20 protein-coding genes are annotated in these 25,003 nt (G+C 29.2%); all 20 read left to right on the forward strand.

The window, feature by feature from the left end:
* Nucleotides 1-1,045 precede the first annotated feature (1,045 nt).
* The 20 genes from ACY2IJ_RS02590 to ACY2IJ_RS02685 all read left to right on the forward strand — a co-directional run bounded on the left by ACY2IJ_RS02590 (nucleotide 1,046) and on the right by ACY2IJ_RS02685 (nucleotide 24,845).
* Nucleotides 1,046-1,381 carry a hypothetical protein gene (locus ACY2IJ_RS02590; protein ID WP_476725613.1) on the forward strand — a complete coding sequence of 112 codons (336 nt, stop codon included), beginning with the start codon at nucleotides 1,046-1,048 and terminating at the stop codon, nucleotides 1,379-1,381.
* A 7-nt stretch (nucleotides 1,382-1,388) separates the two neighbouring features.
* On the forward strand, nucleotides 1,389-1,670 hold the full coding sequence (locus ACY2IJ_RS02595) for a hypothetical protein (protein WP_476725614.1): 282 nt from the start codon (nucleotides 1,389-1,391) through the stop codon (nucleotides 1,668-1,670).
* 2,083 nt (nucleotides 1,671-3,753) lie between these two features.
* Entirely contained in the window at nucleotides 3,754-4,347 is a 594-nt protein-coding gene (locus tag ACY2IJ_RS02600) for a hypothetical protein (RefSeq protein ID WP_457829572.1), read from the forward strand.
* 829 nt (nucleotides 4,348-5,176) lie between these two features.
* Entirely contained in the window at nucleotides 5,177-6,025 is an 849-nt protein-coding gene (locus tag ACY2IJ_RS02605) for a phosphoribosyltransferase-like protein (RefSeq protein WP_476725615.1), read from the forward strand.
* 4 nt (nucleotides 6,026-6,029) lie between these two features.
* On the forward strand, nucleotides 6,030-6,344 hold the full coding sequence (locus ACY2IJ_RS02610; RefSeq protein WP_476725616.1) for a hypothetical protein: 315 nt from the start codon (nucleotides 6,030-6,032) through the stop codon (nucleotides 6,342-6,344).
* A 165-nt stretch (nucleotides 6,345-6,509) separates the two neighbouring features.
* Nucleotides 6,510-7,544 carry a reverse transcriptase family protein gene (locus ACY2IJ_RS02615; protein WP_476725617.1) on the forward strand — a complete coding sequence of 345 codons (1,035 nt, stop codon included), beginning with the start codon at nucleotides 6,510-6,512 and terminating at the stop codon, nucleotides 7,542-7,544.
* 220 nt (nucleotides 7,545-7,764) lie between these two features.
* Nucleotides 7,765-8,598, forward strand: coding sequence for a hypothetical protein (locus tag ACY2IJ_RS02620; RefSeq protein WP_476725618.1), 834 nt, complete (start codon nucleotides 7,765-7,767; stop codon nucleotides 8,596-8,598).
* A gap of 751 nt (nucleotides 8,599-9,349) precedes the next feature.
* Nucleotides 9,350-10,033: a hypothetical protein gene (locus tag ACY2IJ_RS02625; protein WP_303457010.1), complete on the forward strand. Its 684-nt coding sequence runs from the start codon at nucleotides 9,350-9,352 to the stop codon at nucleotides 10,031-10,033.
* A gap of 236 nt (nucleotides 10,034-10,269) precedes the next feature.
* Nucleotides 10,270-10,968, forward strand: a complete 699-nt coding sequence (locus ACY2IJ_RS02630) for a hypothetical protein (RefSeq protein WP_476725619.1) — start codon at nucleotides 10,270-10,272, stop codon at nucleotides 10,966-10,968.
* 1,342 nt (nucleotides 10,969-12,310) lie between these two features.
* The gene (locus tag ACY2IJ_RS02635; protein ID WP_476725620.1) at nucleotides 12,311-12,538 is read left to right on the forward strand and encodes a hypothetical protein; all 228 of its coding nucleotides are present in this window, start codon (nucleotides 12,311-12,313) and stop codon (nucleotides 12,536-12,538) included.
* Nucleotides 12,539-12,540: 2 nt separating this feature from the next.
* Entirely contained in the window at nucleotides 12,541-12,903 is a 363-nt protein-coding gene (locus ACY2IJ_RS02640; RefSeq protein ID WP_476725621.1) for a hypothetical protein, read from the forward strand.
* Nucleotides 12,904-13,074: 171 nt separating this feature from the next.
* The gene (locus tag ACY2IJ_RS02645) at nucleotides 13,075-13,782 is read left to right on the forward strand and encodes a DUF1963 domain-containing protein (RefSeq protein ID WP_476725622.1); all 708 of its coding nucleotides are present in this window, start codon (nucleotides 13,075-13,077) and stop codon (nucleotides 13,780-13,782) included.
* Between the two features lie 259 nt (nucleotides 13,783-14,041).
* Entirely contained in the window at nucleotides 14,042-14,722 is a 681-nt protein-coding gene (locus ACY2IJ_RS02650; protein ID WP_476725623.1) for a 2'-5' RNA ligase family protein, read from the forward strand.
* A gap of 1,461 nt (nucleotides 14,723-16,183) precedes the next feature.
* Nucleotides 16,184-16,930, forward strand: coding sequence for a DKNYY domain-containing protein (locus ACY2IJ_RS02655; RefSeq protein ID WP_476725624.1), 747 nt, complete (start codon nucleotides 16,184-16,186; stop codon nucleotides 16,928-16,930).
* Between the two features lie 816 nt (nucleotides 16,931-17,746).
* Complete coding sequence (locus tag ACY2IJ_RS02660) at nucleotides 17,747-18,355, forward strand: hypothetical protein (RefSeq protein WP_476725625.1); 609 nt, start codon at nucleotides 17,747-17,749, stop codon at nucleotides 18,353-18,355.
* 1,006 nt (nucleotides 18,356-19,361) lie between these two features.
* On the forward strand, nucleotides 19,362-19,685 hold the full coding sequence (locus ACY2IJ_RS02665) for a helix-turn-helix domain-containing protein (protein ID WP_014798146.1): 324 nt from the start codon (nucleotides 19,362-19,364) through the stop codon (nucleotides 19,683-19,685).
* Nucleotides 19,682-20,680 (forward strand): DNA cytosine methyltransferase, encoded by a 999-nt coding sequence (locus tag ACY2IJ_RS02670; RefSeq protein WP_476725626.1) that lies wholly within the window; start codon nucleotides 19,682-19,684, stop codon nucleotides 20,678-20,680. Before ACY2IJ_RS02665 ends, ACY2IJ_RS02670 begins: the two co-directional genes overlap by 4 nt.
* Nucleotides 20,673-21,722 (forward strand): DNA adenine methylase, encoded by a 1,050-nt coding sequence (locus ACY2IJ_RS02675; RefSeq protein ID WP_476725627.1) that lies wholly within the window; start codon nucleotides 20,673-20,675, stop codon nucleotides 21,720-21,722. Before ACY2IJ_RS02670 ends, ACY2IJ_RS02675 begins: the two co-directional genes overlap by 8 nt.
* Nucleotides 21,670-22,836 carry an HNH endonuclease gene (locus ACY2IJ_RS02680; RefSeq protein WP_476725628.1) on the forward strand — a complete coding sequence of 389 codons (1,167 nt, stop codon included), beginning with the start codon at nucleotides 21,670-21,672 and terminating at the stop codon, nucleotides 22,834-22,836. The genes ACY2IJ_RS02675 and ACY2IJ_RS02680 overlap by 53 nt, the downstream gene beginning before the upstream one ends.
* A 914-nt stretch (nucleotides 22,837-23,750) precedes the next feature.
* On the forward strand, nucleotides 23,751-24,845 hold the full coding sequence (locus tag ACY2IJ_RS02685; RefSeq protein ID WP_476725629.1) for a DUF695 domain-containing protein: 1,095 nt from the start codon (nucleotides 23,751-23,753) through the stop codon (nucleotides 24,843-24,845).
* The last annotated feature ends 158 nt before the right edge of the window (nucleotides 24,846-25,003 follow it).

A 25,003-nucleotide genomic window follows, 5' to 3' on the forward strand; every position in this document is an offset into this window, starting at 1 on the left:
TTGATAAATTTTAACTTACTGAAAGATTTCTTTTTGTAAATCGTGGTTACGCTGAATTTTAAAGTAGCAACGCTGAAATAACTCTTGCGTTTAATGAAACAGTAGCAATGCAAAAAATTATGCTTTGAAAGTCTTTTAAAAATGAAAAATTTAATAAAACTATAGTTTTGCTGAAATTACTCTTTCCGCTTAGTGAAGCAGTAGCAACGCTGAATTTTTAGTAACTACGCTAAGTTTCAATGAAAATTCAAATAATGCTGAAACTTAAAAAATTGCTAAAAACTAACACCGTATAAAAACAATTTGGGTTTGGTTTCTTTCCCAATGTTCTGTACTTTTAAACTATAAAAATCGCTCGGTTCGAAAAGTCTTCGACGTTTTCTCCCAAACTGATTTTTATACAAACCCGTTGGTGTTTAATATCTCCGAAGCTAAGGACTCCCCCATTTTTTTAGCTTCTATCGAAGGTATGTGATAACGAAGCCACTCTTTTTATCTTTTGATAGGTAAAATGAAGAATGAATTTACCTATCATCAAACTGTTCGATTGCATCGTTGAGAGCTCGCTCTCAGTACGTTGGAACGTACAACAGTTTGAAGTTATTCAATAAATATTTAAAAATCAAGTATTTATAGTTTTATAACAAGATTATTTTTTATTGAATAAAATTGAAAAGATAAAAAGAATGGCATAAATGTTAGTAGCCTTCGATAGAATTTTCAGCAGACATTCCTTATTCCTAAATAAAGAATATATACTGAAAAGTAAAAACTTGGGGAAGCGTTTTATAGCTCGTAGCAACGTGTTCGGAGATACTCCGTATCAAATAGATAAAAATAATGTCTTCGACAAATGAGAATAGTGACATGATACTAAACACAACAGTGTATATAAAAAATAGCGGTATTCCTGTGATATCAATGGTTTATTTTTCTAAATTTATACTATATATAGTAACGAAAAGTTAGTGCTTTAAAATTCGCTACTTTTCATATACTTTTAAGTTGTATGTAAGTGCGCAGAAAAATTATTTAAAACAGATTTATGAAATTATATACACATTGTAGATCATGCAGAGAGGAAATAAAAGTTAAATCATTTTCTCAAACTAGACATGATTTACAAATGGAAAAATCTAGAGAATTTGATATAAACTGCCCACATTGCGGAGTCGTTGAGAAAATACATATCAATGATGTCAAAGCTCAAAATAATAAAATGATTATTGTACTTGGAATTCTTACTGGAATAGTTGTTACGATTGGATTATGGATGTATTTTGGTGCAATTGGGACAATTAGCTTTATTATTCCAATATTATTTTGGAATCAAGAAAACAGAGCCGTGAAATCCTTTAATTCATACTTGATAAAGAGATAGGACATCTATGAATGGACATTTTTCACAGTTTCAAAAAAGAAATGCAGCCCAAGAAAATCATAAAAAATCTCTTTTATATAGAGCTCGCAAAAAGAGAAAACTTTATTTTGGAGAGAAAGAACCGTCAGAGGATTTTGATTTTTTAAAAATGTCGGATGATGAACTTATAAAATTTAAGAAAAAAACTAAGGCTAAGGCAAAGATTAAAAACAGAATTATTTGGACAATAACGATTATAATTTCTATACCGATAATCTATTATTATTTAAAACTAACCGATTCCATATAAACACCTACATACAACACCGTATAAAGTTAATGTGGGTTTTTATGGTTTACTCCAAAGGTTTGTGTCTTTTTACTATGTCACTTCTACTTATTTAAGTATTTTTAGGTCGACTAAGATAAAAACACAAAATAAGTATAAGCTTAGTGCTAGGCTGATAATCTAGCGATTATCAACTCCCACACTAACCTTATACAAAAACGTTGGTGTTTAATATCTCCGAAGCTAAGGACTCCCCCATTTTTTTAGCTTCTATCGAAGGTATGTGATAACGAAGCCACTCTTTTTATCTTTTGATAGGTAAAATGAAGAATGAATTTACCTATCATCAAACTGTTCGATTGCATCGTTGAGAGCTCGCTCTCAGTACGTTGGAACGTACAACAGTTTGAAGTTATTCAATAAATATTTAAAAATCAAGTATTTATAGTTTTATAACAAGATTATTTTTTATTGAATAAAATTGAAAAGATAAAAAGAATGGCATAAATGTTAGTAGCCTTCGATAGAATTTTCAGCAGACATTCCTTATTCCTAAATAAAGAATATATACTGAAAAGTAAAAACTTGGGGAAGCGTTTTATAGCTCGTAGCAACGTGTTCGGAGATACTCCGTATCAAATAGATAAAAATAATGTCTTCGACAAATGAGAATAGTGACATGATACTAAACACAACAGTGTATATAAAAAATAGCGGTATTCCTGTGATATCAATGGTTTATTTTTCTAAATTTATACTATATATAGTAACGAAAAGTTAGTGCTTTAAAATTCGCTACTTTTCATATACTTTTAAGTTGGTGTTTAATATCTCCGAAGCTAAGGACTCCCCCATTTTTTTAGCTTCTATCGAAGGTATGTGATAACGAAGCCACTCTTTTTATCTTTTGATAGGTAAAATGAAGAATGAATTTACCTATCATCAAACTGTTCGATTGCATCGTTGAGAGCTCGCTCTCAGTACGTTGGAACGTACAACAGTTTGAAGTTATTCAATAAATATTTAAAAATCAAGTATTTATAGTTTTATAACAAGATTATTTTTTATTGAATAAAATTGAAAAGATAAAAAGAATGGCATAAATGTTAGTAGCCTTCGATAGAATTTTCAGCAGACATTCCTTATTCCTAAATAAAGAATATATACTGAAAAGTAAAAACTTGGGGAAGCGTTTTATAGCTCGTAGCAACGTGTTCGGAGATACTCCGTATCAAATAGATAAAAATAATGTCTTCGACAAATGAGAATAGTGACATGATACTAAACACAACAGTGTATATAAAAAATAGCGGTATTCCTGTGATATCAATGGTTTATTTTTCTAAATTTATACTATATATAGTAACGAAAAGTTAGTGCTTTAAAATTCGCTACTTTTCATATACTTTTAAGTTACCCTACATAGTCGAAAAAATTCCAAAAATAAAGTTTGGGAATCAGTGTGGGTAAATTCCAAAAATTAATATTTCTAAGCTTTGAAACTTTTTCTACAATACGTATTCAAATTTCCATTGCTTGTTGGTTCAGTAATTTCTCCTAAAATTCTTTTCACGATAATTTTCTAGAAAATAAATAGTTCTTAAGTCCACTGTTTAAGTAGCTTTGCTGAATTTTTAAAACTTTTACTTGAAAGTTTATCACAAGATAAAAAAGAACTTTAAAAACGCTGAAAATGAATTCGTAGCTACGTTGAGTTTTAAGAATTTTGCTTCCAAAATAGTTAGTTTTTAATGAAAGGTTTTTATTCCTTGAAAACTGAAAAGAATTTTCTTTTAAATAAGAAATTAAAACTTCTCGAAAATTAAAATTAGTAACTCTCCTAATATTTCTATTTACCGAAAAATTCCAGTAGTTAAAATACGATAGGGTAACACCGGCTAAAGTTCATGTGGTGTCTGTTTTTAACTTCAAAGTTTTTTCTATATTTACTAGGTCGCTAAATCCTTTTTGATTTAGCTTTTGACAATAAAATTTAAAACTAAAAAAAAGGCTTCAGCTTTGTGCGTTCCTGAAAATCTAGCGATTTCCCGCACCACACAAACCATAGCCAAAACCGTTGGCTGTAATTAAAAACGACCGAAAAATGACTCCAAAACAAGTCGAAAGAATTCAAAATAAAATCAAAAAAATTAAACATGAACTTGCTGCAGATAAAAAACATTGGGGAGGATTTTATCATGACGGTAGAGGACTTAGATATTTACCACCAGAATTATATTTAAAATTAAACGATTATTCTGGAGCTCTAAGATATTTTAATTGGTTTGACAAAAACTTCCCTGAAGATTCTGGATTTCCAATATTTCTCTTTGAATGGACAATTACCCTTTTCAAAAAGAAAAAAATTAAACTTGCTGAGAAAAAAGCTTTAGAAACATTTTATTCTAATACTTATTTAATTGACATGTTTTTAGGAAATGAATTACTACACTTTGATAAGTCCGAAAGTTCAAATTGGGAATACTCAAGTTTAGTAGAAAATTTAAAATATTCGAAAAACCAAGAAGAACTCAATGATTTTACTAAATGGTTGAAAAACTTTACAACAACTGAAACATTTTACGATTTTGCTAATAAATTCATTAAAATTGAAACAGAATTAAAAAATGAACCTGTCGGAAAGAAAAGATCAAATCTTGTTAATGAAAAATACAAATTACTCGAAAATCTGAAATAAAAAACTACAGCCAACACCGGCTAAACTTCATGCGGGTTTTGTGCTTACTTCAAAGTTTTATGTATATTTACTAGGTCGCCAAATCTTGTTGATTTGGCTTTGTGAAACAAAAAGAAACAAAACCAAACAAAAAGCTTCGGCTTAGTTGCGTGTTCGAAAATCTGGCCGATTTTCAAGCCCGCACAAAGCCTAGCCAAAACCGTTGGTGTTTAATATCTCCGAAGCTAAGGACTCCCCCATTTTTTTAGCTTCTATCGAAGGTATGTGATAACGAAGCCACTCTTTTTATCTTTTGATAGGTAAAATGAAGAATGAATTTACCTATCATCAAACTGTTCGATTGCATCGTTGAGAGCTCGCTCTCAGTACGTTGGAACGTACAACAGTTTGAAGTTATTCAATAAATATTTAAAAATCAAGTATTTATAGTTTTATAACAAGATTATTTTTTATTGAATAAAATTGAAAAGATAAAAAGAATGGCATAAATGTTAGTAGCCTTCGATAGAATTTTCAGCAGACATTCCTTATTCCTAAATAAAGAATATATACTGAAAAGTAAAAACTTGGGGAAGCGTTTTATAGCTCGTAGCAACGTGTTCGGAGATACTCCGTATCAAATAGATAAAAATAATGTCTTCGACAAATGAGAATAGTGACATGATACTAAACACAACAGTGTATATAAAAAATAGCGGTATTCCTGTGATATCAATGGTTTATTTTTCTAAATTTATACTATATATAGTAACGAAAAGTTAGTGCTTTAAAATTCGCTACTTTTCATATACTTTTAAGTTACCTGCAAGCGCAAGAAAAATAGAGAAATTTGAAAAAAAAAATACATATTGATATTGTAATGAAATTATATTCTTTGTTTTCTGACAAGAAATGGAATGAAATTGACGGAAATCAAAAAGTTTTTGAGAATTTTTGCAAGTTAACCGACAACTTATCAGAGGAACAAACAGAATTAATTTTTGAATTGACTGAACGTTATAAATGGATTACTTTAAACGAATATAATTCTAGGTTAACGAAAATGCTCAAAGGTCTTTATGAAAAACAATTAGACGGTATAAAAACAATTTACTTATTCCCTATTATAAAACCAGAGGATGAGGAAAAAATAAAAAGTGGGAACACTATTATATATATGATTCGTGGGATAAAACCATTTTTAGATGAATATGATAAAATAAATTTTAAAGAGTTAAATAAGTTTGATTTAATAAAAGAAGAAAATTTAAAGTTAAAAGAAAATGAATTACTTCTCTTAGTAGATGACTATGTCGGTTCAGGTGAAACATTAAAATCGACTTTGAATGAAGTATTAAAAAACAAATCAGTTTCAAATAAAAATGTTGTAGTTGCTTCAATTATGCTTCAAGAAGAATCATTAGAACACTTAAACTCACTTAATATCAACTCGTATTCTAGTGATATTGTTAAAAAAGAAATATCTCAACATTATAAATCTCCTATTTTAGAAGAAAAAACTAGAATAATGGAAGAAATTGAAAAATTAATACCAGGCGGTAGTCATTTCTCATTTGGTTATGAACAATCAGAAGCTCTAGTAACAATGATTAGAACTCCCGACAATACATTTCCTATTTTTTGGAAAGAACATAAGAAAAATGGTGAGAAATTTAAAGCACCATTTCCTAGAAGTTAATACAATGGAAGAACATAATTTATATACATTATTGAATATCATTAAAAGTAATGGTGATATAAAACGGTTAACACGCAAAGGATTAACCTTTAAAGAAATTGCAGAATTAACTAAACTAGCTATAACAAAAGAATTTATTAGTTATGAAAATAGTTTAGTAGCAATCTCAGATAAAGGACTAAAAAAAATAAAAGAACTAGATGAAAGATACAAGGTAATAAACAAAGATTTATGGATAGAGGCAGAAAACAATAGTAAAATCCCAAAATTGGAAAAAGATTTTATATTTTTGCCTAATCAAAATGAAATTCATTTTTGAATCCATATGAAATTTGGGTGGTGATGTCACTTACCCGTATTGTGAACATAATTTCAAGCTTAAGGAGCTTTTAAAATTTTAAAATCAGAGATATTTAAAATTTCAAAATCTCCTTTATTCCGAACGGGGGCTCTGTGTAGTCCCCCGCTCTAAAGGATTTAAATAATGAATAATAATTTTAATAAATATAAAAAAGGATTTACAGAAAAAGCTATTAATAATGGCTATTCAGAAGATAATATCCAAAAGTGTTTAGCCTATGCTGAACCAATAATTTCAAAAGGATTTCCAGTAATTTATAATACTTCGCACTTAAGTTCTTTAGTTGGTTACAATAAAAACTATCTAAAAAGGGCTGTTCTTCATACAAAGTATTTTTACAGAAAATTTAGTATTACAAAAAAAAGTGGTGGAACTAGAACCTTATTAGAACCACTTCCTAGCTTGAAAGAAATTCAAAATTGGATATTAACTAATATTTTATACCAACATAAAGTAAGCAAATATGCAAAAGGATATATTCCCAATAGAAGTATAAAAGACCACGTTAAATACCATACAAACGAGAAAACTGTATTGACACTTGATGTCAAAAAGTTTTTCAATACAATTTCATTCAGTCTAGTAGAAAATATTTTCTTAGAAATTGGATATTCTAAAATAATCTCTAACCTATTAACTAAACTTTGTTTTTTAGAAGGTGAGTTACCGCAAGGAGCTCCAACTAGTCCATATATTTCTAACATAGTACTTATAGATTTTGACAATACAATATCAAAGTATTGTGCTGAAAATGAGCTAAAATATACCCGATACGCAGATGATTTAGCATTTTCTGGCGAGATTAAGAAAACTGCATTAATAAAATTAGTAAGGTCAGAACTAAAGAAATTAGGTTTGAAATTAAATAATGATAAAATAAACTTGATGAAACAAAATCAACCTCAAATCATTTCAGGTATTGTCGTCAATAAAAAAGCTCAAGTACCTAAATACAAACGTAATAAAATTAGAAATGAAATGTTTTATATTAAGAAATTTGGTCTTGAAAATCATTTAATTAAAACAAAAGAGTCTAAGTCATATTATTTAAAAAACTTAATTGGTAGAATAAACTACCTCTTATCAATTAATTCAAAAGACACAGAATTTATAGAATACAAAGCATATTTAAACGAGCTAGGAAAAGCCAGCAGGTAACAATGTATAAAAATAATAAGGGTCAAGTGCCAAACCCAAAGTTGGTTCATATTAACAAAGTACGCCAAATTTACAATTTGACGGTTAAAAGAAAAATAACAGTAAAATTGTAAATTTGGCTAAGTGCTAAACCGAAAGTAAGTGCATTTTTAATCCCTTACTATTCTTATACTAACCGTTACCTACAATTAAATAACGAAAAAAACAAAGTGAAATTTTTATGAAAAAAAAGAAATTATTTATTACAATATTTAGTCTTTTACTAATTGTATCCTGTGATAATGAAGATAACTTAACGAATGAAGAATTTAATAATCTTGAAAAATATAATGAAGAAATAATACAAATTATTGTTCCTAATACATCTGAAATAAAAATTGGTAGCATATATAATTTAGGGTCAGATAAATTTCGTCCTAATTTAATTAATGAAATTGAATCTGAATCTTATAATATTGAAGGTGGATCATTTGCTGGAAAAAGTGGACCTGATGCATATACTAATATGGAATTATTAGAAAGATTAAAATTAAATAGAGCTAATCATATTCCTGAAAATGATAATATTATAAAAAAATTCGAAATAGATTACACAATAAATAACTCTCTGAGAAAACATCTATTTGAATTAGACCCTAATAATTCAACTATTCTTTTTAATCATTTAAATATGAAAGGGTTTACTGAAAAATTAACTAATGATACTTCTATTTTAGCTAGTAATGACTACTATGTTAATTCAATATTAAAAGGCCTTCAAATAGTATATATCGAATATTATCAAGTAAATCCAAAACACAAACTTGGTATAGAAGGTATAAAAAAAGCTTTACAAAAAAGATTTGCTAGTAGTTCATTAGCAGAGGAAGAATATATTGAAATAGAAAACACTTTAAAATCTGATGGAGTATATTGTAAAAAAGTATTATTTTCTACAATAGATAATTCTGAGATACGAAAAATAACATCTATGAAATTGTACGAAGAGTACATGAAAAACACAAATCACAGTATTGTTGATTTTAAACCTATCAAATTAATTTTAACTAAATAAAAGTAGGTAACAACGTATATAAAAAATAGCTCACAAAGTGCAAGACATAAATTTTTGCACTTTTTTATTACTTTAGTTTTAATATTGAAAATATAGCAACTCAACACGCAACTTTTCATATACAAACCCGTTGGTGTTTAATATCTCCGAAGCTAAGGACTCCCCCATTTTTTTAGCTTCTATCGAAGGTATGTGATAACGAAGCCACTCTTTTTATCTTTTGATAGGTAAAATGAAGAATGAATTTACCTATCATCAAACTGTTCGATTGCATCGTTGAGAGCTCGCTCTCAGTACGTTGGAACGTACAACAGTTTGAAGTTATTCAATAAATATTTAAAAATCAAGTATTTATAGTTTTATAACAAGATTATTTTTTATTGAATAAAATTGAAAAGATAAAAAGAATGGCATAAATGTTAGTAGCCTTCGATAGAATTTTCAGCAGACATTCCTTATTCCTAAATAAAGAATATATACTGAAAAGTAAAAACTTGGGGAAGCGTTTTATAGCTCGTAGCAACGTGTTCGGAGATACTCCGTATCAAATAGATAAAAATAATGTCTTCGACAAATGAGAATAGTGACATGATACTAAACACAACAGTGTATATAAAAAATAGCGGTATTCCTGTGATATCAATGGTTTATTTTTCTAAATTTATACTATATATAGTAACGAAAAGTTAGTGCTTTAAAATTCGCTACTTTTCATATACTTTTAAGTTGGCAAACAGTAAAAATCGTTCTAATGAAAAAGAAGATTATATTTTTAACATTATCGATTTCAATTTTATTTTCTTGTAATCGGAAAAATGAGGAGTTAAAACTTCAAAATGATATACTGACTAACAAAATATCAAAACTTGAGAATATAATAGATTCACTGAATTTATTACCCACAGTCAAATTTGAGAAAATAGCAATAAAAGATAAAATTCTAGATTCAATTCTTGATTTAAAGAATCAAAAATATGTGAAAGATTTGAATCTTAATTATTTGAAAACAAAAGATTCTATTATCTCGAGTGAGTACTTAAATTTTGCGAAAGAAAATAAGAAGTCTATATTATCATTATTAGCGTTCCAGCGGATTAAGAATATTGATTTTAAACAAAGCATGATCAGTTATAATCAGCTTAACGGAAAATGGAAACTTGATAGCATCTCTGGAATTTGTTTTAACGAAGATTATAAGACAAAAACTAGTGAAGAAATAATTTTCACGAAAGACAAAAAAATCAAGTTTATCAAAAACAATAAATTGATTAAAGAGAGTAAATTTTATTTAAAATATTCACGTCTTTGGGGAGCCGAATTACACTTTTTAGAAAAAAAAGCACCTCTATATATAAATATTAAAGAAAATGGAATACTATCATTAAGTCGATTTGCAATTGGAGCAGGAACTAAAAATTATGAAAGGGTTAAATAAAACACCGTTAGCCAACACCGGCTAAAATTAATACGGGTTTTGGTGCTTACTCAAAGTTTTGTGTATATTTACTAAGTCGCCAAATCCTTTTTGATTTGGCTTTGTAATAAGAAAATTAAAACCAAAAAAAAGGCTTCGGCTTAGTCCGTGTTCGAAAAGGCTATGCTCCTTTTCTTCCCGTACTAATCCTAGCCAAAACCGTTGTATGCAATTTGACCAAAAAAAATTGAATAAATATGAAAATACCGAAGTGGCTTAAAATTGTTTGGTGGATTGTTCTAATCGGAATTACCACACGAACACTTCAATTAAGATATGAAGATATTATTTCAGGGAAATCCGTTCCCTTTGATGTTTTTGTATTTATAATTTGGGTCTCATTGATGTTAGCACCATTATTTCAAGAGATAAGTATTTTCGGAATTAAGTTAAAGCAATCAATTGACGAACTTAAAAGTCAAATTAATGAAGTGAAAAATGAGATAAGCAATAAAAACACATTTAATCCGACAATAAACTTAACACCAACCGCTGACAATAAAATTCAAGATTTAGAAGATAAATACTCGAAAATTTTAGATAATATCCTTAAAAATAAAGGAATAAATCCAGAATCTAAACCGAAGAATACTTTTAATGTGCCAGAATCGAATCAGTTTCTATTTGCAACAAGATTCAGAATTGAAAACGAGTTGAGACGAATATGGGAATATTCAATTGGAAGTCAACAAGAAAGACGAAAAACTTCAGTTACACATATTTTGAGAGATTTGACAGATAACAGAATAATAACTAAAGATGTTTACTATCCATTGAGGGAAGTCATTGCAATTTCGAATTACGGAATTCACGGAGAAGATGTATCTGAAAAGCAAGTAGATTTTGTGAAAGATATTGCACCGAAATTAATTGCGACATTAGAAGAAATTGAATAAAAAAACTGCATACAACACCGGCTAAACTTCATGCGGGTTTTGTGCAAACTTCAAAGTTTTGTGTATATTTACTAAGTCGCCAAATCTTGTTGATTTGGCTTTGTGTAACCACAAAAAACAAATCCAAACAAAAAGCTTCGGCTTAGTCCGTTCTCGAAAATCTTGTCGATTTATCAACTCCCACACTAAGCTTAGCCAAAACCGTTAACTTTAACAATAGTAAAATTCGGTCGAATTTTTAGCAGTTTCAGAAATTATAAAGATTCTTAGAAAATTGAAACCACGCCACTCCTACTTTTTCACTAAATTTTTTGCTTGCTGAAAATTCATAAACTTAAAAACTAATAGCTTTTTACTTGTTGAGAAATTTTAACTTACTGATAAGTTTCTTTTTGTAAATCGTGGTTACGCTGAATTTTAAAGTAGCAACGCTGAAATAACTCTTGCGTTTAATGAAGCAGTAGTTAAGTAAAAAGTTATGCTTTGAAAGCCTTTTAAAAATGAAAAATTTAACAAAACTATAATTTTGCTGAAATTACTCTTTCCGCTTAGTGAAGCAGTAGCAACGCTGAATTTTTAGTAACTACGCTAAGTTTCAATGAAAGTTCAAAATAAAATGAAACTTATAAAATTGCAAAAGTTAACAACGCATAAAAACAATTTGGGTTTGGTTCATACTCCAAAGTTCTGTACTTTTAAACTTAAAAATCGCTCGGTTCGAAAAGTCTGCGACGTTTTCGCCCAAACTGATTTTTATACAAAACCGTTAACTTTAACAATAGTAAAATTCGGTCGAATTTTTAGCAGTTTCAGAAATTATAAAGATTCTTAGAAAATTGAAACCACGTCTCTCCTACTTTTTTACTAAACTTTTTGCTTGCTGAAAATTTATAAACTTAAGATCTAATAACTTTTTACTTGTTGAGAAATTTTAACTTACTGAAAGATTTCTTATTCTAAATCGTGGTTACGCTGAATTTTAAAGTAGCAACGCTGAAATAACTCTTGCGTTTAATGAAACAGTAGCAATGCAAAAAATTATACTTTGAAAGTTTTTTAAAAATGAAAAATTTAATAAAACTATAATTTTGCTGAAATTACTCTTTCCGCTTAATGAAACAGTAGCAACGCTGAATTTTTAGTAACTACGCTAAGTTTCAATGAAAGTTCAAAATAAACTGAAACTTATAAAATTGCAAAAGTTAACAACGCATAAAAACAATTTGGGTTTGGTTTCTTTCCCAATGTTCTGTACTTTTAAACTATAAAAATCGCTCGGTTCGAAAAGTCTTCGACGTTTTCGCCCAAACTGATTTTTATACAAAACCGTTGGCAATAATATATGACATTCGAAGAACAGAAAATAAAATTTGTTGAAATTCTTACTGAAAGTAAAGAATATAATAAAGATGTTGCACTTCAAAGAATCGTTGAAATTATTAAGTCAATCAATACTTTGAAAGTTTTCAAAAAAGAAAAAAAACTAATAAATAGAATAGCAATTGACTCTGTAGAAAATTGGAATACAATTGAATTAATTTTGAATTTTACCGAAAATATAGATTCTTAAAAATGAAATATAGTATTCCAAACAAACGAGAATTGACAAAATACGAAATTGAATTTCTGACATACTTGTTTGAAAAAGAAAAAGCGGAATGGACAAATCTAATCGGAAATCTGAAAGTAATTGCAAGATGTGGTTGTGGAAAGTGTCCGACTGTAATATTTGGAAAAACATTTGACTCGGAAATTCAAAACGGAAATTTAATAATAGATTACGCTGGAAAAGGTAAAAGCGGAGAATTAATTGGAATATCATTATTCGGAACTGACAAAATGCCGACTGAATTAGAATTTTACTCAATTGACGGAAAATCTGAAACTATAGAAATTCCAAAAATTGAAACTCTAAAAAATTTAAAAGAAATTTGAATTAAATAAAAAATACTATTGCCAACACCATATATAATTTATTGCTGGCTTTTTGCTTACTTACGAAAATCCTCGCGGATTTTCTATTCGGTTTTTATTTGCTAAATTAGGTGCTTAAACCACGCAACAAACCATATATAAACAAGTTGCCAGTAATAAAAAAGAGCGAAATTGACAATTAAGGAAGTAAAAGATAAAATTTCAAAAAACACTACTGTTTTTACTGTTGGAGGATTTAGACCTGAAAATACCATTCAAGAAAGTTGGATTGGAAAAGTTTCAGCATACAAAGCAGAGGAAACTATTCCAACCGACAAGAACGGAGAATTAATGTTTCCTTTGGCTCAAATTTATATCCCGAATTTACCATTCATTCATCCGAAAATATCGAATACAAAAATATTAACTGTTTTTATCTCAAATGAATATCCAGAATGTTTAGAAAAAATGGGAGAAAATTGGGTAATAAGAGAATACAATAGTTTAGACGAAATTGAGAATAAAGATTTATCAAATCCAAAATCTTTTATTAATCCATTTCCTCTAAAAGCCGAAAAAAGGCAAGATTGTCCTATTTGGGATGGTGGTGGTTTATCAGACGAATTAGAAGACAAAATAATCGAACTTGAAAACAATGGAGAAATTGAAGATTATTATGATATAGCTGACTTTCATCAGTATGAACATAAAATAGGTGGATTTCCTTCCTATTGTCAATCTGGAATTGGAATTTACGATGGATTTGGAGACGGATTTGAATTTGTATTCCAAATAACATCTGACGAAAAAATAAACCTTAATGTAATCGATAGTGGAAGTTTAATGTTTGCTAAAAACGACCAAACTAATGAATGGAGTTTATATTATGATTTTTACTAAACGAATAAAAAAAACTACTGGCAACACCGGCTAAACTTCATGCGGGTTTTGTGCCAACTTCAAAGTTTTGTGTATATTTACTAAGTCGCCAAATCTTGTTGATTTGGCTTTGTGAAACCAAAGAAACAAATCCAAACAAAAAGCTTCGGCTTAGTCCGTGTTCGAAAATCTTGGCGATTTTCAACCCCGCACAAAGCCTAGCCAAAACCGTTAGGCTACATTAAAAAAACATCCGTAATAATTTGAAATTTTTTGATTAATGAATCTGGAAAGTCACTATAAAAAACTTTATAATGAATCAATAAGTAAAATCTCTTCCGAAAACTACGAAATTGATAATTTAATAGATTCTAACAAAGACAATAGGTTTGGAATAACTCTCTTAATAAGACCTCCAACTGAAATAAAGAATAGAATACAGAGGTTTATTAAAGATATTAAGGAAATTGAACCTAATCAATATTTTTATCCAAATTCTGATATCCATATTACTGTTATGTCAATCATTTCTTGTTATGAAGGATTTGATATAAGTACTATTGATTTAGAAAAATATATTGAGTTGACCAAAAAGTGTCTTATTGAAAAGAAAGATTTAAATATATCTTTTAGAGGAATTACTGCCTCGACTTCTGGAATTATGATTCAGGGATTTATGGATAATAACGAACTAAATGAAATTAGAGACAGGTTAAGAAAAGAATTTAAAAACTCTAATTTGGAGCAAAGTATAGACAAAAGGTATTCAATACAAACAGCTCATTCTACGATTGTGCGATTTAGAAAGGAATTAAGTCAAAAAAGGAAATTATTAAATTTTTTAGAAGAAAATGTTAATTACGAATTTGGAACTTTTAAAGTAAATGAATTTGAACTTGTTTATAACGATTGGTATCAAAGAAAGAAATACGTGAAAGAAATACATAAATTTATTACATGAAATAACGTAGCCTAACAACGGCTAAACTTAATGTGGGTTTTTATTCCTTTCTCTAAGTTTTGACTTCTTTACTTTGTCCGCTTAAACTTATTTGATTAGTTTTAACTGACGAAGATAAAAACTAAAATAAGTCTAAGCTAAGTGGCTCGTCCGATAAATCTTTGATTTATCAACTCCCACACTAAGCTTAGCCAAACCCGTTAGCCAGCATAGGTCAGAACCGCTAAAACTAAAAGTAAACCACTTCCCTACTTTATTATTCTCTTTATATAAAAAATTTAATAGCTGAAAGATTTTTACAATTATTTTGAAAAAGTCGTTTAAAGGTATTTTTCGGTTAGCTCGCTGTTTTTTTATTCAGTTGTTTAAGAACTTGTTGATAGTTTATTTCTAATCGATAAATATCTTTATAAATCGTTGCTAAGCAAAAAAGTAGTCGAGAAAACATTATTTCATTGAAAGTTTTTTAAACACTGAGAAAGTAGTTTAAAATAAGCTTGAGAAGTTTTTATTTATACAAAGTTGTTTCTTAATCGATAGATTATTTTTGAAAATTAGTGTTGAAATTTAATTTAAGAGTATTTTAAACGCTGATCATAAAATCAATAAAGCTAATTCTAAAAAAGAAAACCCAAAAAAGAAATCTTAAAAGCTGAAAGTTTAAGTTTTTAATTCTAAAAAATTATCTCTTGCTGAAATATTTTTCAAAGATTGAAAAATACGCAGGCTAACACCGCATAAAAACAATTTGGGTTTGGTTCGTACTCCAAAGTTCTGTACTTTTAAACATAAAAATCGCTCGGTTCGAAAAGTCTTCGACGTTTTCTCCCAAACTGATTTTTATACAAAACCGTTGGTGTTTAATATCTCCGAAGCTAAGGACTCCCCCATTTTTTTAGCTTCTATCGAAGGTATGTGATAACGAAGCCACTCTTTTTATCTTTTGATAGGTAAAATGAAGAATGAATTTACCTATCATCAAACTGTTCGATTGCATCGTTGAGAGCTCGCTCTCAGTACGTTGGAACGTACAACAGTTTGAAGTTATTCAATAAATATTTAAAAATCAAGTATTTATAGTTTTATAACAAGATTATTTTTTATTGAATAAAATTGAAAAGATAAAAAGAATGGCATAAATGTTAGTAGCCTTCGATAGAATTTTCAGCAGACATTCCTTATTCCTAAATAAAGAATATATACTGAAAAGTAAAAACTTGGGGAAGCGTTTTATAGCTCGTAGCAACGTGTTCGGAGATACTCCGTATCAAATAGATAAAAATAATGTCTTCGACAAATGAGAATAGTGACATGATACTAAACACAACAGTGTATATAAAAAATAGCGGTATTCCTGTGATATCAATGGTTTATTTTTCTAAATTTATACTATATATAGTAACGAAAAGTTAGTGCTTTAAAATTCGCTACTTTTCATATACTTTTAAGTTGTGTGTAATTATGACAAAAAAAAGTGCATTCAAAATATTTATCTTTTTAATAGTAATACTATCACTCACGGGTTGTTCTCCATATGATATTCGTGATGACGGTGTATATTTTATAGAATGGAATGCTGCACAAGGTAGAGTTGAGAAAAAAATTAACAGAGCCGATAAAAATTCTTTCAAGCACATAAGTGGTAGTTATGGAAAAGATAAAAATTTTGTCTTTTTTAAAAGAAAAATTATTAATGGTGCCGATCCAAATTCATTTAAAAGAATAAAAAGAGGATACTCTATCGATAAAAATAGAGCTTATTATTATGGTGATTCAATAACAAATTCTAGTAGCAAACAGTTTGAAATAATCGATAATTATTACTCTAAAGATTATAAAGATATCTATTATAGAAATCAAGCTTTAAATGTTTGTTCTGTTGAAAATTTTGAGTTTGTTTTTCACGACGGTATTGAAAATAAGTATAGACGTTGGACAAGAGATGGTTGTAATTATTTCATTAATAATATCAAAGTACCATCATCCGAATATGATAATTTAAATGTATATCCTAAAAGCGGAGGAATTTCTTCGGATTCTAAAAATGTTTATCACTATAATAGAAATATTTGTTACGACTCTAAAGGAATAAAAATATTAGACACAGTTGATATTAAAACCTTTGAAGTGTATGGATTTATTAAGTGTCGAGATAAATACGGTAATATTAACTTATATAATACTATGAAACAAATCAGATTAAAATAACTACACACAACACCGGCTAAACTTCATGCGGGTTTTGTGCTAACTTCAAAGTTTTGTGTATATTTACTAAGTCGCCAAATCTTGTTGATTTGGCTTTGTGAAACCAAAGAAACAAATCCAAACAAAAAGCTTCGGCTTAGTACGTAATCGAAAATCTGGCCGATTTTCAAGCCCGCACAAAGCCTAGCCGAGACCGTTGGTGTTTAATATCTCCGAAGCTAAGGACTCCCCCATTTTTTTAGCTTCTATCGAAGGTATGTGATAACGAAGCCACTCTTTTTATCTTTTGATAGGTAAAATGAAGAATGAATTTACCTATCATCAAACTGTTCGATTGCATCGTTGAGAGCTCGCTCTCAGTACGTTGGAACGTACAACAGTTTGAAGTTATTCAATAAATATTTAAAAATCAAGTATTTATAGTTTTATAACAAGATTATTTTTTATTGAATAAAATTGAAAAGATAAAAAGAATGGCATAAATGTTAGTAGCCTTCGATAGAATTTTCAGCAGACATTCCTTATTCCTAAATAAAGAATATATACTGAAAAGTAAAAACTTGGGGAAGCGTTTTATAGCTCGTAGCAACGTGTTCGGAGATACTCCGTATCAAATAGATAAAAATAATGTCTTCGACAAATGAGAATAGTGACATGATACTAAACACAACAGTGTATATAAAAAATAGCGGTATTCCTGTGATATCAATGGTTTATTTTTCTAAATTTATACTATATATAGTAACGAAAAGTTAGTGCTTTAAAATTCGCTACTTTTCATATACTTTTAAGTTAGCCACAATTTGAAAAATAGCATTGGAAAATTTAAATAACATAGAAACTTACATAAAGGTATTTGTTGGAATAATTGGAGTAATTGCTGCATTTGGAAAATTAAGAGAAAGTTTTGCCTCTATAAAAAGAAAACAGGAACTGAAACTTGATTTAGAGATTTTGGAAAAATTAAAATCAAATGACAAATTTGAGAGCTCCGAAATTGAAGAGAAAATAAATTATAAGCTTAAAAAAGCATTTGAAGACCGAACTGAAAATTTGACAAATTTTTTTGTTGGAATTGCGGTATTTGTAGGTTTCGGATTTTGGACTCTTGACATATTTAAAAGCTCCAACGAATTTAATGGTTGGATAATTTTGACTTTATTTTGTTGTTTAACTGGACTAACTTTGATTTTTAGTAGCGACAATAAAAAAGAAAAAAAAGGAATTTTCTATCAAATTGGTTTTTATGACAAAGAAAATTTTAGAATCGGAATAGTAATTACACTTTTGACTGGAATTATGACAATCATTCTAATTTGGAAACTAGATGGATTTTCATTTTGGCAATTCCTTTCGGGATTATTTTTTGTAATTGGAATTGGAAGTCTGATAAAAAATATAAAACGAATAAAAAACGGTGGCTAACAACGGCTAAAGTTAATGTGGGCTTGATTTTATTCTCGATGTTTTGTGTATATTTACTAGGTCGCTAAATCCTTTTTGATTTAGCTTTTTGACATAAAATAAAACTAAAAAAAGGCTTTAGCTTAGTGCGTGTCTGATAAATCTCTGATTTATCTACTCCCACACTAACCCTAGCCAAAACCGTTGGTGTTTAATATCTCCGAAGCTAAGGACTCCCCCATTTTTTTAGCTTCTATCGAAGGTATGTGATAACGAAGCCACTCTTTTTATCTTTTGATAGGTAAAATGAAGAATGAATTTACCTATCATCAAACTGTTCGATTGCATCGTTGAGAGCTCGCTCTCAGTACGTTGGAACGTACAACAGTTTGAAGTTATTCAATAAATATTTAAAAATCAAGTATTTATAGTTTTATAACAAGATTATTTTTTATTGAATAAAATTGAAAAGATAAAAAGAATGGCATAAATGTTAGTAGCCTTCGATAGAATTTTCAGCAGACATTCCTTATTCCTAAATAAAGAATATATACTGAAAAGTAAAAACTTGGGGAAGCGTTTTATAGCTCGTAGCAACGTGTTCGGAGATACTCCGTATCAAATAGATAAAAATAATGTCTTCGACAAATGAGAATAGTGACATGATACTAAACACAACAGTGTATATAAAAAATAGCGGTATTCCTGTGATATCAATGGTTTATTTTTCTAAATTTATACTATATATAGTAACGAAAAGTTAGTGCTTTAAAATTCGCTACTTTTCATATACTTTTAAGTTGTAAGTAATGCGAAAATCGAGCTAAAATTGAACATTTGAACTAAAAAAGCCAACCACACAAACAGCACATTTATTTTTTTGCCAACGCGAAAAGCCAACGCTTAAAAAAAATAAAAGAGCTATTTCTTCCCACCACAAAAAAACAACAAACTTGATATAAAAATCGCAAATTATTATTACATTTGCTAAAAATAGGTCAAATCATTTTTTGATAAAACTATAAATATGGCAAGTTTCGGACATTTTATTAAAACGGAAAGAGAAAAGAGAGAGTGGACACAAACTGAATTTGGAGCTAAAATCGGAATTAATTCAAGTGCAATCAGCAGAATTGAGAACGGAACTCAAAAGTTTAGCAAATCCAAATTGAAATCACTCGCTACTTTATTCGAATATGAGTTGCAAAACATAACGGACTTATTCTTTGCCGACAAATTTGCAAGAGAAGCTTTTAAATACAAATGTTCAGATTCTATTTTTTCAGTAGCAGAAGACACAGCAAATTACATTAAAAATACCAACGTTAAACAAGCTGAATTAGATTTATGAAAACTACATTAAAATACATAGACTTGTTTTCCGGAGCTGGTGGCTTCTCTTTAGGTTTTGATAACAAAGGTTTTCAAAATGTTTTCTCTATTGATATTGAGTCAAGTTTTTGTGAAACATATAAACACAATTTTTCGAATCATCAACTTATTGAAAAAGACATTTGTGATTTATCCGACTCTGAATTAAAATATCTCAAAGAGTTTGACGAAATAGATGTTGTAATTGGTGGACCACCTTGCCAAGGATTCAGTATTGCAGGAAATATTGGTCGAAAATTTGTTGACGACCCAAGAAATAGATTATTTAAAGAATTTGTAAGAGTTGTAAAAATTATTAAACCAAAATTCTTTGTAATGGAGAATGTTGCAAGATTATACACTCACAACAAAGGTGAAACAAGAAACGAAATAATAAAAGATTTTGAAAAACTTGGATATAAAGTGGACTGTAAGATTTTAAATTCAGCAGATTACGGTGTTCCTCAAGTTAGAAAAAGAGTAATATTTATTGGCACTTCAACAAATCAAAAAATAGAATTCCCACAAAAAGAAGTAGAAAACTATGTTTCTGTAAAAGAAGCATTGTCAAAATATCCAAAATTAGAATCTGGTGAGGAATCTTCAATTCCTAACCATATTGCAATGTCACATTCAGAACAAATGCTTACCAAAATGAGTTATGTTTCTGATGGTGGAAATAGAAATGAAATTCCTGTAAAAATTAGACCAAAGTCCGGTGATGTTAGAAAATATATAAAATACGCAAGTGACAAACCTTCGGTTTGTGTTACTGGCGATATGCGTAAAATCTTTCATTATGAGCAAAATAGAGCATTAACAGTCCGTGAACTTGCAAAATTACAGTCTTTTCCTGATAACTTTATTTTCAAAGGAAATAGAATATCACAACAACAACAGGTAGGTAATTCTGTTCCGCCTAAAATGGCAGAAGCAATTGCAAAAGTAATTATCAAAATGAGTAAAAATGTTTAAGTATCCTAAAGTCAACTATATTGGCAATAAAGAAAAAATTGCACAATGGATTTGTGACCAATTCCCAAAAGATGCTGAAACACTTTTTGATGCTTTTTCTGGAGGTTGCTCTTTAAGTTATGAAGCCAAATGTAGAGGTTTAGAAGTTTATACAAATGACATTTTAAAAATAAATTATCATATTGCTAATGCTTTAATCAAAAACAATAAATCTCTTTTAACCAAAGAGGATATTGATATCATATTTTCGGGCAAACCTTTTGAAGGTTTTATGTTCGATAATTATTCGGAAGTATATTTTTTTCCAGAAGAATGCAAAGAACTTGATTTATATAGAAAGAATATTGAAAAGTTAGATTCAGAAGAAAAAAAATCATTGGCTTTTTCTTTAATAAGAAGAGCTATGATAAGAAAAATGCCATATTCTCGCTTTAATCTTAATTGGGACAAAATTGTTCAATTACGTGATGAAGAATACAGTTATGAAAAGTACAAACGAAGAAGAGCTTATCACAATCAACCATTCAAATTTCATTTCTTAAAAAATTTAGATGACTATAACAATGCTGTATTTAATAACAACAAAGAAAACAAAGCATATAATGATGATGTTTTTAATTTATTAGATACAGTTTCAGCAGATATTATTTATTTAGACCCACCATACACAGGTACAATGAATAATTACTTTGGCTTTTATGGATTAGTTGATGATTTTATTACTTCAAAGAAAACAAAGCCTTTCGAGAATAATTTTATCAATAAAAAAATTGCAGTTGAGTTGTTTGACAATTTATTTTCAAAATTGTCAAATTTCAAGTATTGGTATTTAAGTTATAATAATTCTTCCTATCCTTCAAAAGATGAACTTCTTTATTTGTTAAAAAAGTATTCAGATAATGTACAAGTGATTGAAAAAAAACACGTTTACAAAATCACAGGAAAAGAAAAAAAAGAAACGAATAAGGAGTACTTATTTATAGTAGAAAATGAGTTTTATAAAAAAAATATTAAAAAAGATTATGCCACAGCAGAATTATGAAGAATATTGGAAATTGACTTTGGAATATACTGATTTCAATGATGATAAATTTCTAACAACTCTACAACTTTTAGTAAATAAAGTAGACGAACTTAACTCTGACGGAGATTATGTTTACAATTCCCAAGATTATAAGGACTTACAACGAGCTGTTTTAAATGCAGTGCCAAAAAGTTCTTCTAACATAAACAATCAACTTGGTTCTACGCGAAAAGCGATTAATCAATGTATTAAATTAGGTTTTGTAAATCCCGAATTTAAATCTTATCATCCAAATACAAAAGATTATTTAACAGCACGTTCCAGTAGAAGACGACAGACTTTATTTTCTAAAATAGTTTATTCTAATGCAAAATTCAATAGTTCAATTACAAATTCACATAATTGGAGTCAGATAAATTTTCTATTAAAAACATTAGAAGAAATTGGTAAACTAACTAAAAAAGATATCATTGCCTTAATGACAATTGATATTGCAAACTACGAAAGGGAATATGTAACCGAAAGCGAGTTAAATAGTATTCGTCAAGAAGCAGAAAGTAGTGGTTTTATAGAAAGAAAATATAATCAAATAGGCTACTTAAATAATATATTAAACAAGTTAGACGATGTTGTTTTCATAAGAAGAGGAAGAAGTGATTATGAACTCTATTTTGAAGAAGATGCTGTAATTATATTTGGAGCTGATTACAAAGACAAAGCTTATCTTAAACACATTGAGAAGAAAAGAGACCCATACCTACATAGATTATACAAAAATCAATTACAAGAAGAATGTGAGGAAATTTACGGAAACCCAAAATGCGTTTTAGAAAGGTTATCATATCCTGTTTTAATTGCCAGCCATATTAAACCTTTCATTGATTCAAATGAAATTGAAGCTTATGACCCTGACAATGGATTGTTATTAAGTCGAACTATTGATTCTCTATTTGATTTAAAATATATCTCATTTGAAGATAATGGAGATATGATTTTTTCTAATAGAGTTTCAAGAGATGTAAAAGATTTTTGGGAAGATTACAAACTTGAAAATACTATTTTGAATGAAAAGAGAAAAGAATATCTGGCACACCATAGAAACTTAATGGCTGAAATAGATGCCAGAGCTTAAAGCCATACACATTCGCAATTCGCTACAGCCAACGCTACGCCAAAAATCGCAAAAGAGTATGTCTTGCCAACGCTCACATTTGAACTAAATAACAAACATCGGAAAACCAAGCAGAACGTGAAGCACTACTTACAACAACGTGTATAAAACATAGCTATTACAGGCTTTCCGAGAGGTTTTTGTATATTTACAAAGTATGCCAAATTTTTTATTTGGTTATATTTATAAAAGAAAATTAAACATAAAAATAAAAAATTCGGCTCGTGTAAAATCCGAAAAGTTAGTGTCTTTTTACACGCTACGTTTCATACACAAAACCGTTGCCCAACACAATGTCGAAATCATGTCTGATTTCCCGCAGTTAACAGGAAAAGTCAACTATTCTAAGGAAATTTAGTCATCACGCTGCTCGCAAAATTATCATTGAAAGTTAAGTTTTAATAGGATAGTTTAACTTAAAATTGAAAAGACAGTCGAAACGCTAAAAATTGTAGCTCTGTAAATGAATCACTAACAACGCTGAATGAAATCAGTTGGCTACGAAAAAATAAACCAGTAGAAGCGCTGAAAAACGCAACTTCGTGAATAAATCAGTCGCAACGCTGAACGAAAAGTAGCTGTGAAGAATAAATCTTCAAGCTCACAAAGCATTATTAATAATTTAATAAACACGAAAACTGAGCAGTAACTGTGTTTTAAAAGTGTAAAACGGTGAAGTGAAAACGTAGCTGCGGAAATTGCGTAGGGCAACACCGTATAAAAACAATTTGGGCTTGGTTTCCTTCCCTAAGTTCTGTACTTTTAAACTAACTAAATCAGCACGGTCCGAAACTCTTGCGAGCTTTCTCCCCAAACTGATTTTTAATACAAAACCGTTATGTGCAAGGCGAAAAAAAATCCGAACTAATAAGAAGATGAGTTTTTTAAAATCAATATTTAGCACTAAACAAGAACCTATAAATTCATACTCTGATTTTTGGAATTGGTTCGAACAGAACGAAAAAAAATTCCATAATGTTCTAAAAGACCAAGGAAATATAAACAAAGTATTTTTTGACAAACTTGCCCCAAAACTGAACGAATTAAAAGATGGATTTTGGTTTCTTGCAGGTATGTACGATGAAAATACAGCAGAATTGATTTTAACAGCCGATGGAATAATAAAAAACATTGCGTTTGTTGAGGAATTGGCACAGTCTGCACCGAAAATGAAAGGTTGGAAAATTACAGCACTCAAACAACCCTCTGACTTAAATCAATTCGGAATTGAAATGGACGGTTATAAATTTGACGAAAGTAAAATGAGCTTTTATTCAACTGACCATAAACAAATGCCAGACGAAATAGATATTACAATTGCTCATAAAGATTTCAGCGAAGAAAACAGAACTGTAATGACAAATGGCGTTTATCTTGCTTTAGATAATTCTCTTGGCGAATTGAATTCAGTTACCACGATTGACAACGTGAATATAATTAATCCGAAAGATGCTACTTCAGACTTAATCCCATTAGAAAAACTAAAGGACTTTTTGACTTGGCGAGAAAAAGAGTTTGTTGAAAAATATAAAGGTTTCAGACACAACACAGAAAACGATAACTATTCTGGACTCGAAGCGACTTTAAAAAACGGACTTCCATTAGTTGCGGTTATCAACACAGATTTATTGAATTGGGACAGTAAAGCATCTCATCCTTGGATTGCAGTAATGGAAATAAAATATGATGGGAAAAATAACAATGGTATGCCTGACGATTCCACTTATCAACTTCTCAACGAAATTGAGGATAAAATAATGGCAGAATTAAAAGATTCAAATGGCTATTTAAATATTGGTAGACAAACGGCAGATTCAGTTCGAGAGGTTTATTTCGCTTGTGTTGAATTTAGAAATCCATCAAAAATATTACACGAAATAAAAAAAGAATATAAAAATAAAATCGAGCTGGACTTTGACATTTATAAGGACAAATATTGGCAATCATTTAACCGATTTAATCCGAATTGAAAAAAGCCCAGCACATAACAATGGCTATAAGTAATTGCTTGTTCTCGCCTACTTCTGAAAATCCTCGCGGATTTTCAGTTTGATGTCTACTTGCAAAGTTTAACGCTAAACCACGCAACTACTCATAGCCGAGACCGTTGGTGTTTAATATCTCCGAA

The organism is Wenyingzhuangia gracilariae (assembly GCF_056387575.1).

Excerpts from the sequence above, each read along its gene's own strand:
- ACY2IJ_RS02685 (WP_476725629.1), top strand. The coding sequence starts at position 23,751 with ATGAGTTTTTTAAAATCAATATTTAGCACTAAACAAGAACCTATAAAT.
- ACY2IJ_RS02655 (WP_476725624.1), top strand. The coding sequence starts at position 16,184 with ATGACAAAAAAAAGTGCATTCAAAATATTTATCTTTTTAATAGTAATA.
- ACY2IJ_RS02615 (WP_476725617.1), top strand. The coding sequence starts at position 6,510 with ATGAATAATAATTTTAATAAATATAAAAAAGGATTTACAGAAAAAGCT.
- ACY2IJ_RS02675 (WP_476725627.1), top strand. The coding sequence starts at position 20,673 with ATGTTTAAGTATCCTAAAGTCAACTATATTGGCAATAAAGAAAAAATT.
- ACY2IJ_RS02670 (WP_476725626.1), top strand. The coding sequence starts at position 19,682 with ATGAAAACTACATTAAAATACATAGACTTGTTTTCCGGAGCTGGTGGC.
- ACY2IJ_RS02665 (WP_014798146.1), top strand. The coding sequence starts at position 19,362 with ATGGCAAGTTTCGGACATTTTATTAAAACGGAAAGAGAAAAGAGAGAG.
- ACY2IJ_RS02680 (WP_476725628.1), top strand. The coding sequence starts at position 21,670 with ATGAGTTTTATAAAAAAAATATTAAAAAAGATTATGCCACAGCAGAAT.
- ACY2IJ_RS02590 (WP_476725613.1), top strand. The coding sequence starts at position 1,046 with ATGAAATTATATACACATTGTAGATCATGCAGAGAGGAAATAAAAGTT.
- ACY2IJ_RS02620 (WP_476725618.1), top strand. The coding sequence starts at position 7,765 with ATGAAAAAAAAGAAATTATTTATTACAATATTTAGTCTTTTACTAATT.
- ACY2IJ_RS02650 (WP_476725623.1), top strand. The coding sequence starts at position 14,042 with ATGAATCTGGAAAGTCACTATAAAAAACTTTATAATGAATCAATAAGT.
- ACY2IJ_RS02635 (WP_476725620.1), top strand. The coding sequence starts at position 12,311 with ATGACATTCGAAGAACAGAAAATAAAATTTGTTGAAATTCTTACTGAA.
- ACY2IJ_RS02625 (WP_303457010.1), top strand. The coding sequence starts at position 9,350 with ATGAAAAAGAAGATTATATTTTTAACATTATCGATTTCAATTTTATTT.
- ACY2IJ_RS02640 (WP_476725621.1), top strand. The coding sequence starts at position 12,541 with ATGAAATATAGTATTCCAAACAAACGAGAATTGACAAAATACGAAATT.
- ACY2IJ_RS02610 (WP_476725616.1), top strand. The coding sequence starts at position 6,030 with ATGGAAGAACATAATTTATATACATTATTGAATATCATTAAAAGTAAT.
- ACY2IJ_RS02630 (WP_476725619.1), top strand. The coding sequence starts at position 10,270 with ATGAAAATACCGAAGTGGCTTAAAATTGTTTGGTGGATTGTTCTAATC.
- ACY2IJ_RS02595 (WP_476725614.1), top strand. The coding sequence starts at position 1,389 with ATGAATGGACATTTTTCACAGTTTCAAAAAAGAAATGCAGCCCAAGAA.
- ACY2IJ_RS02600 (WP_457829572.1), top strand. The coding sequence starts at position 3,754 with ATGACTCCAAAACAAGTCGAAAGAATTCAAAATAAAATCAAAAAAATT.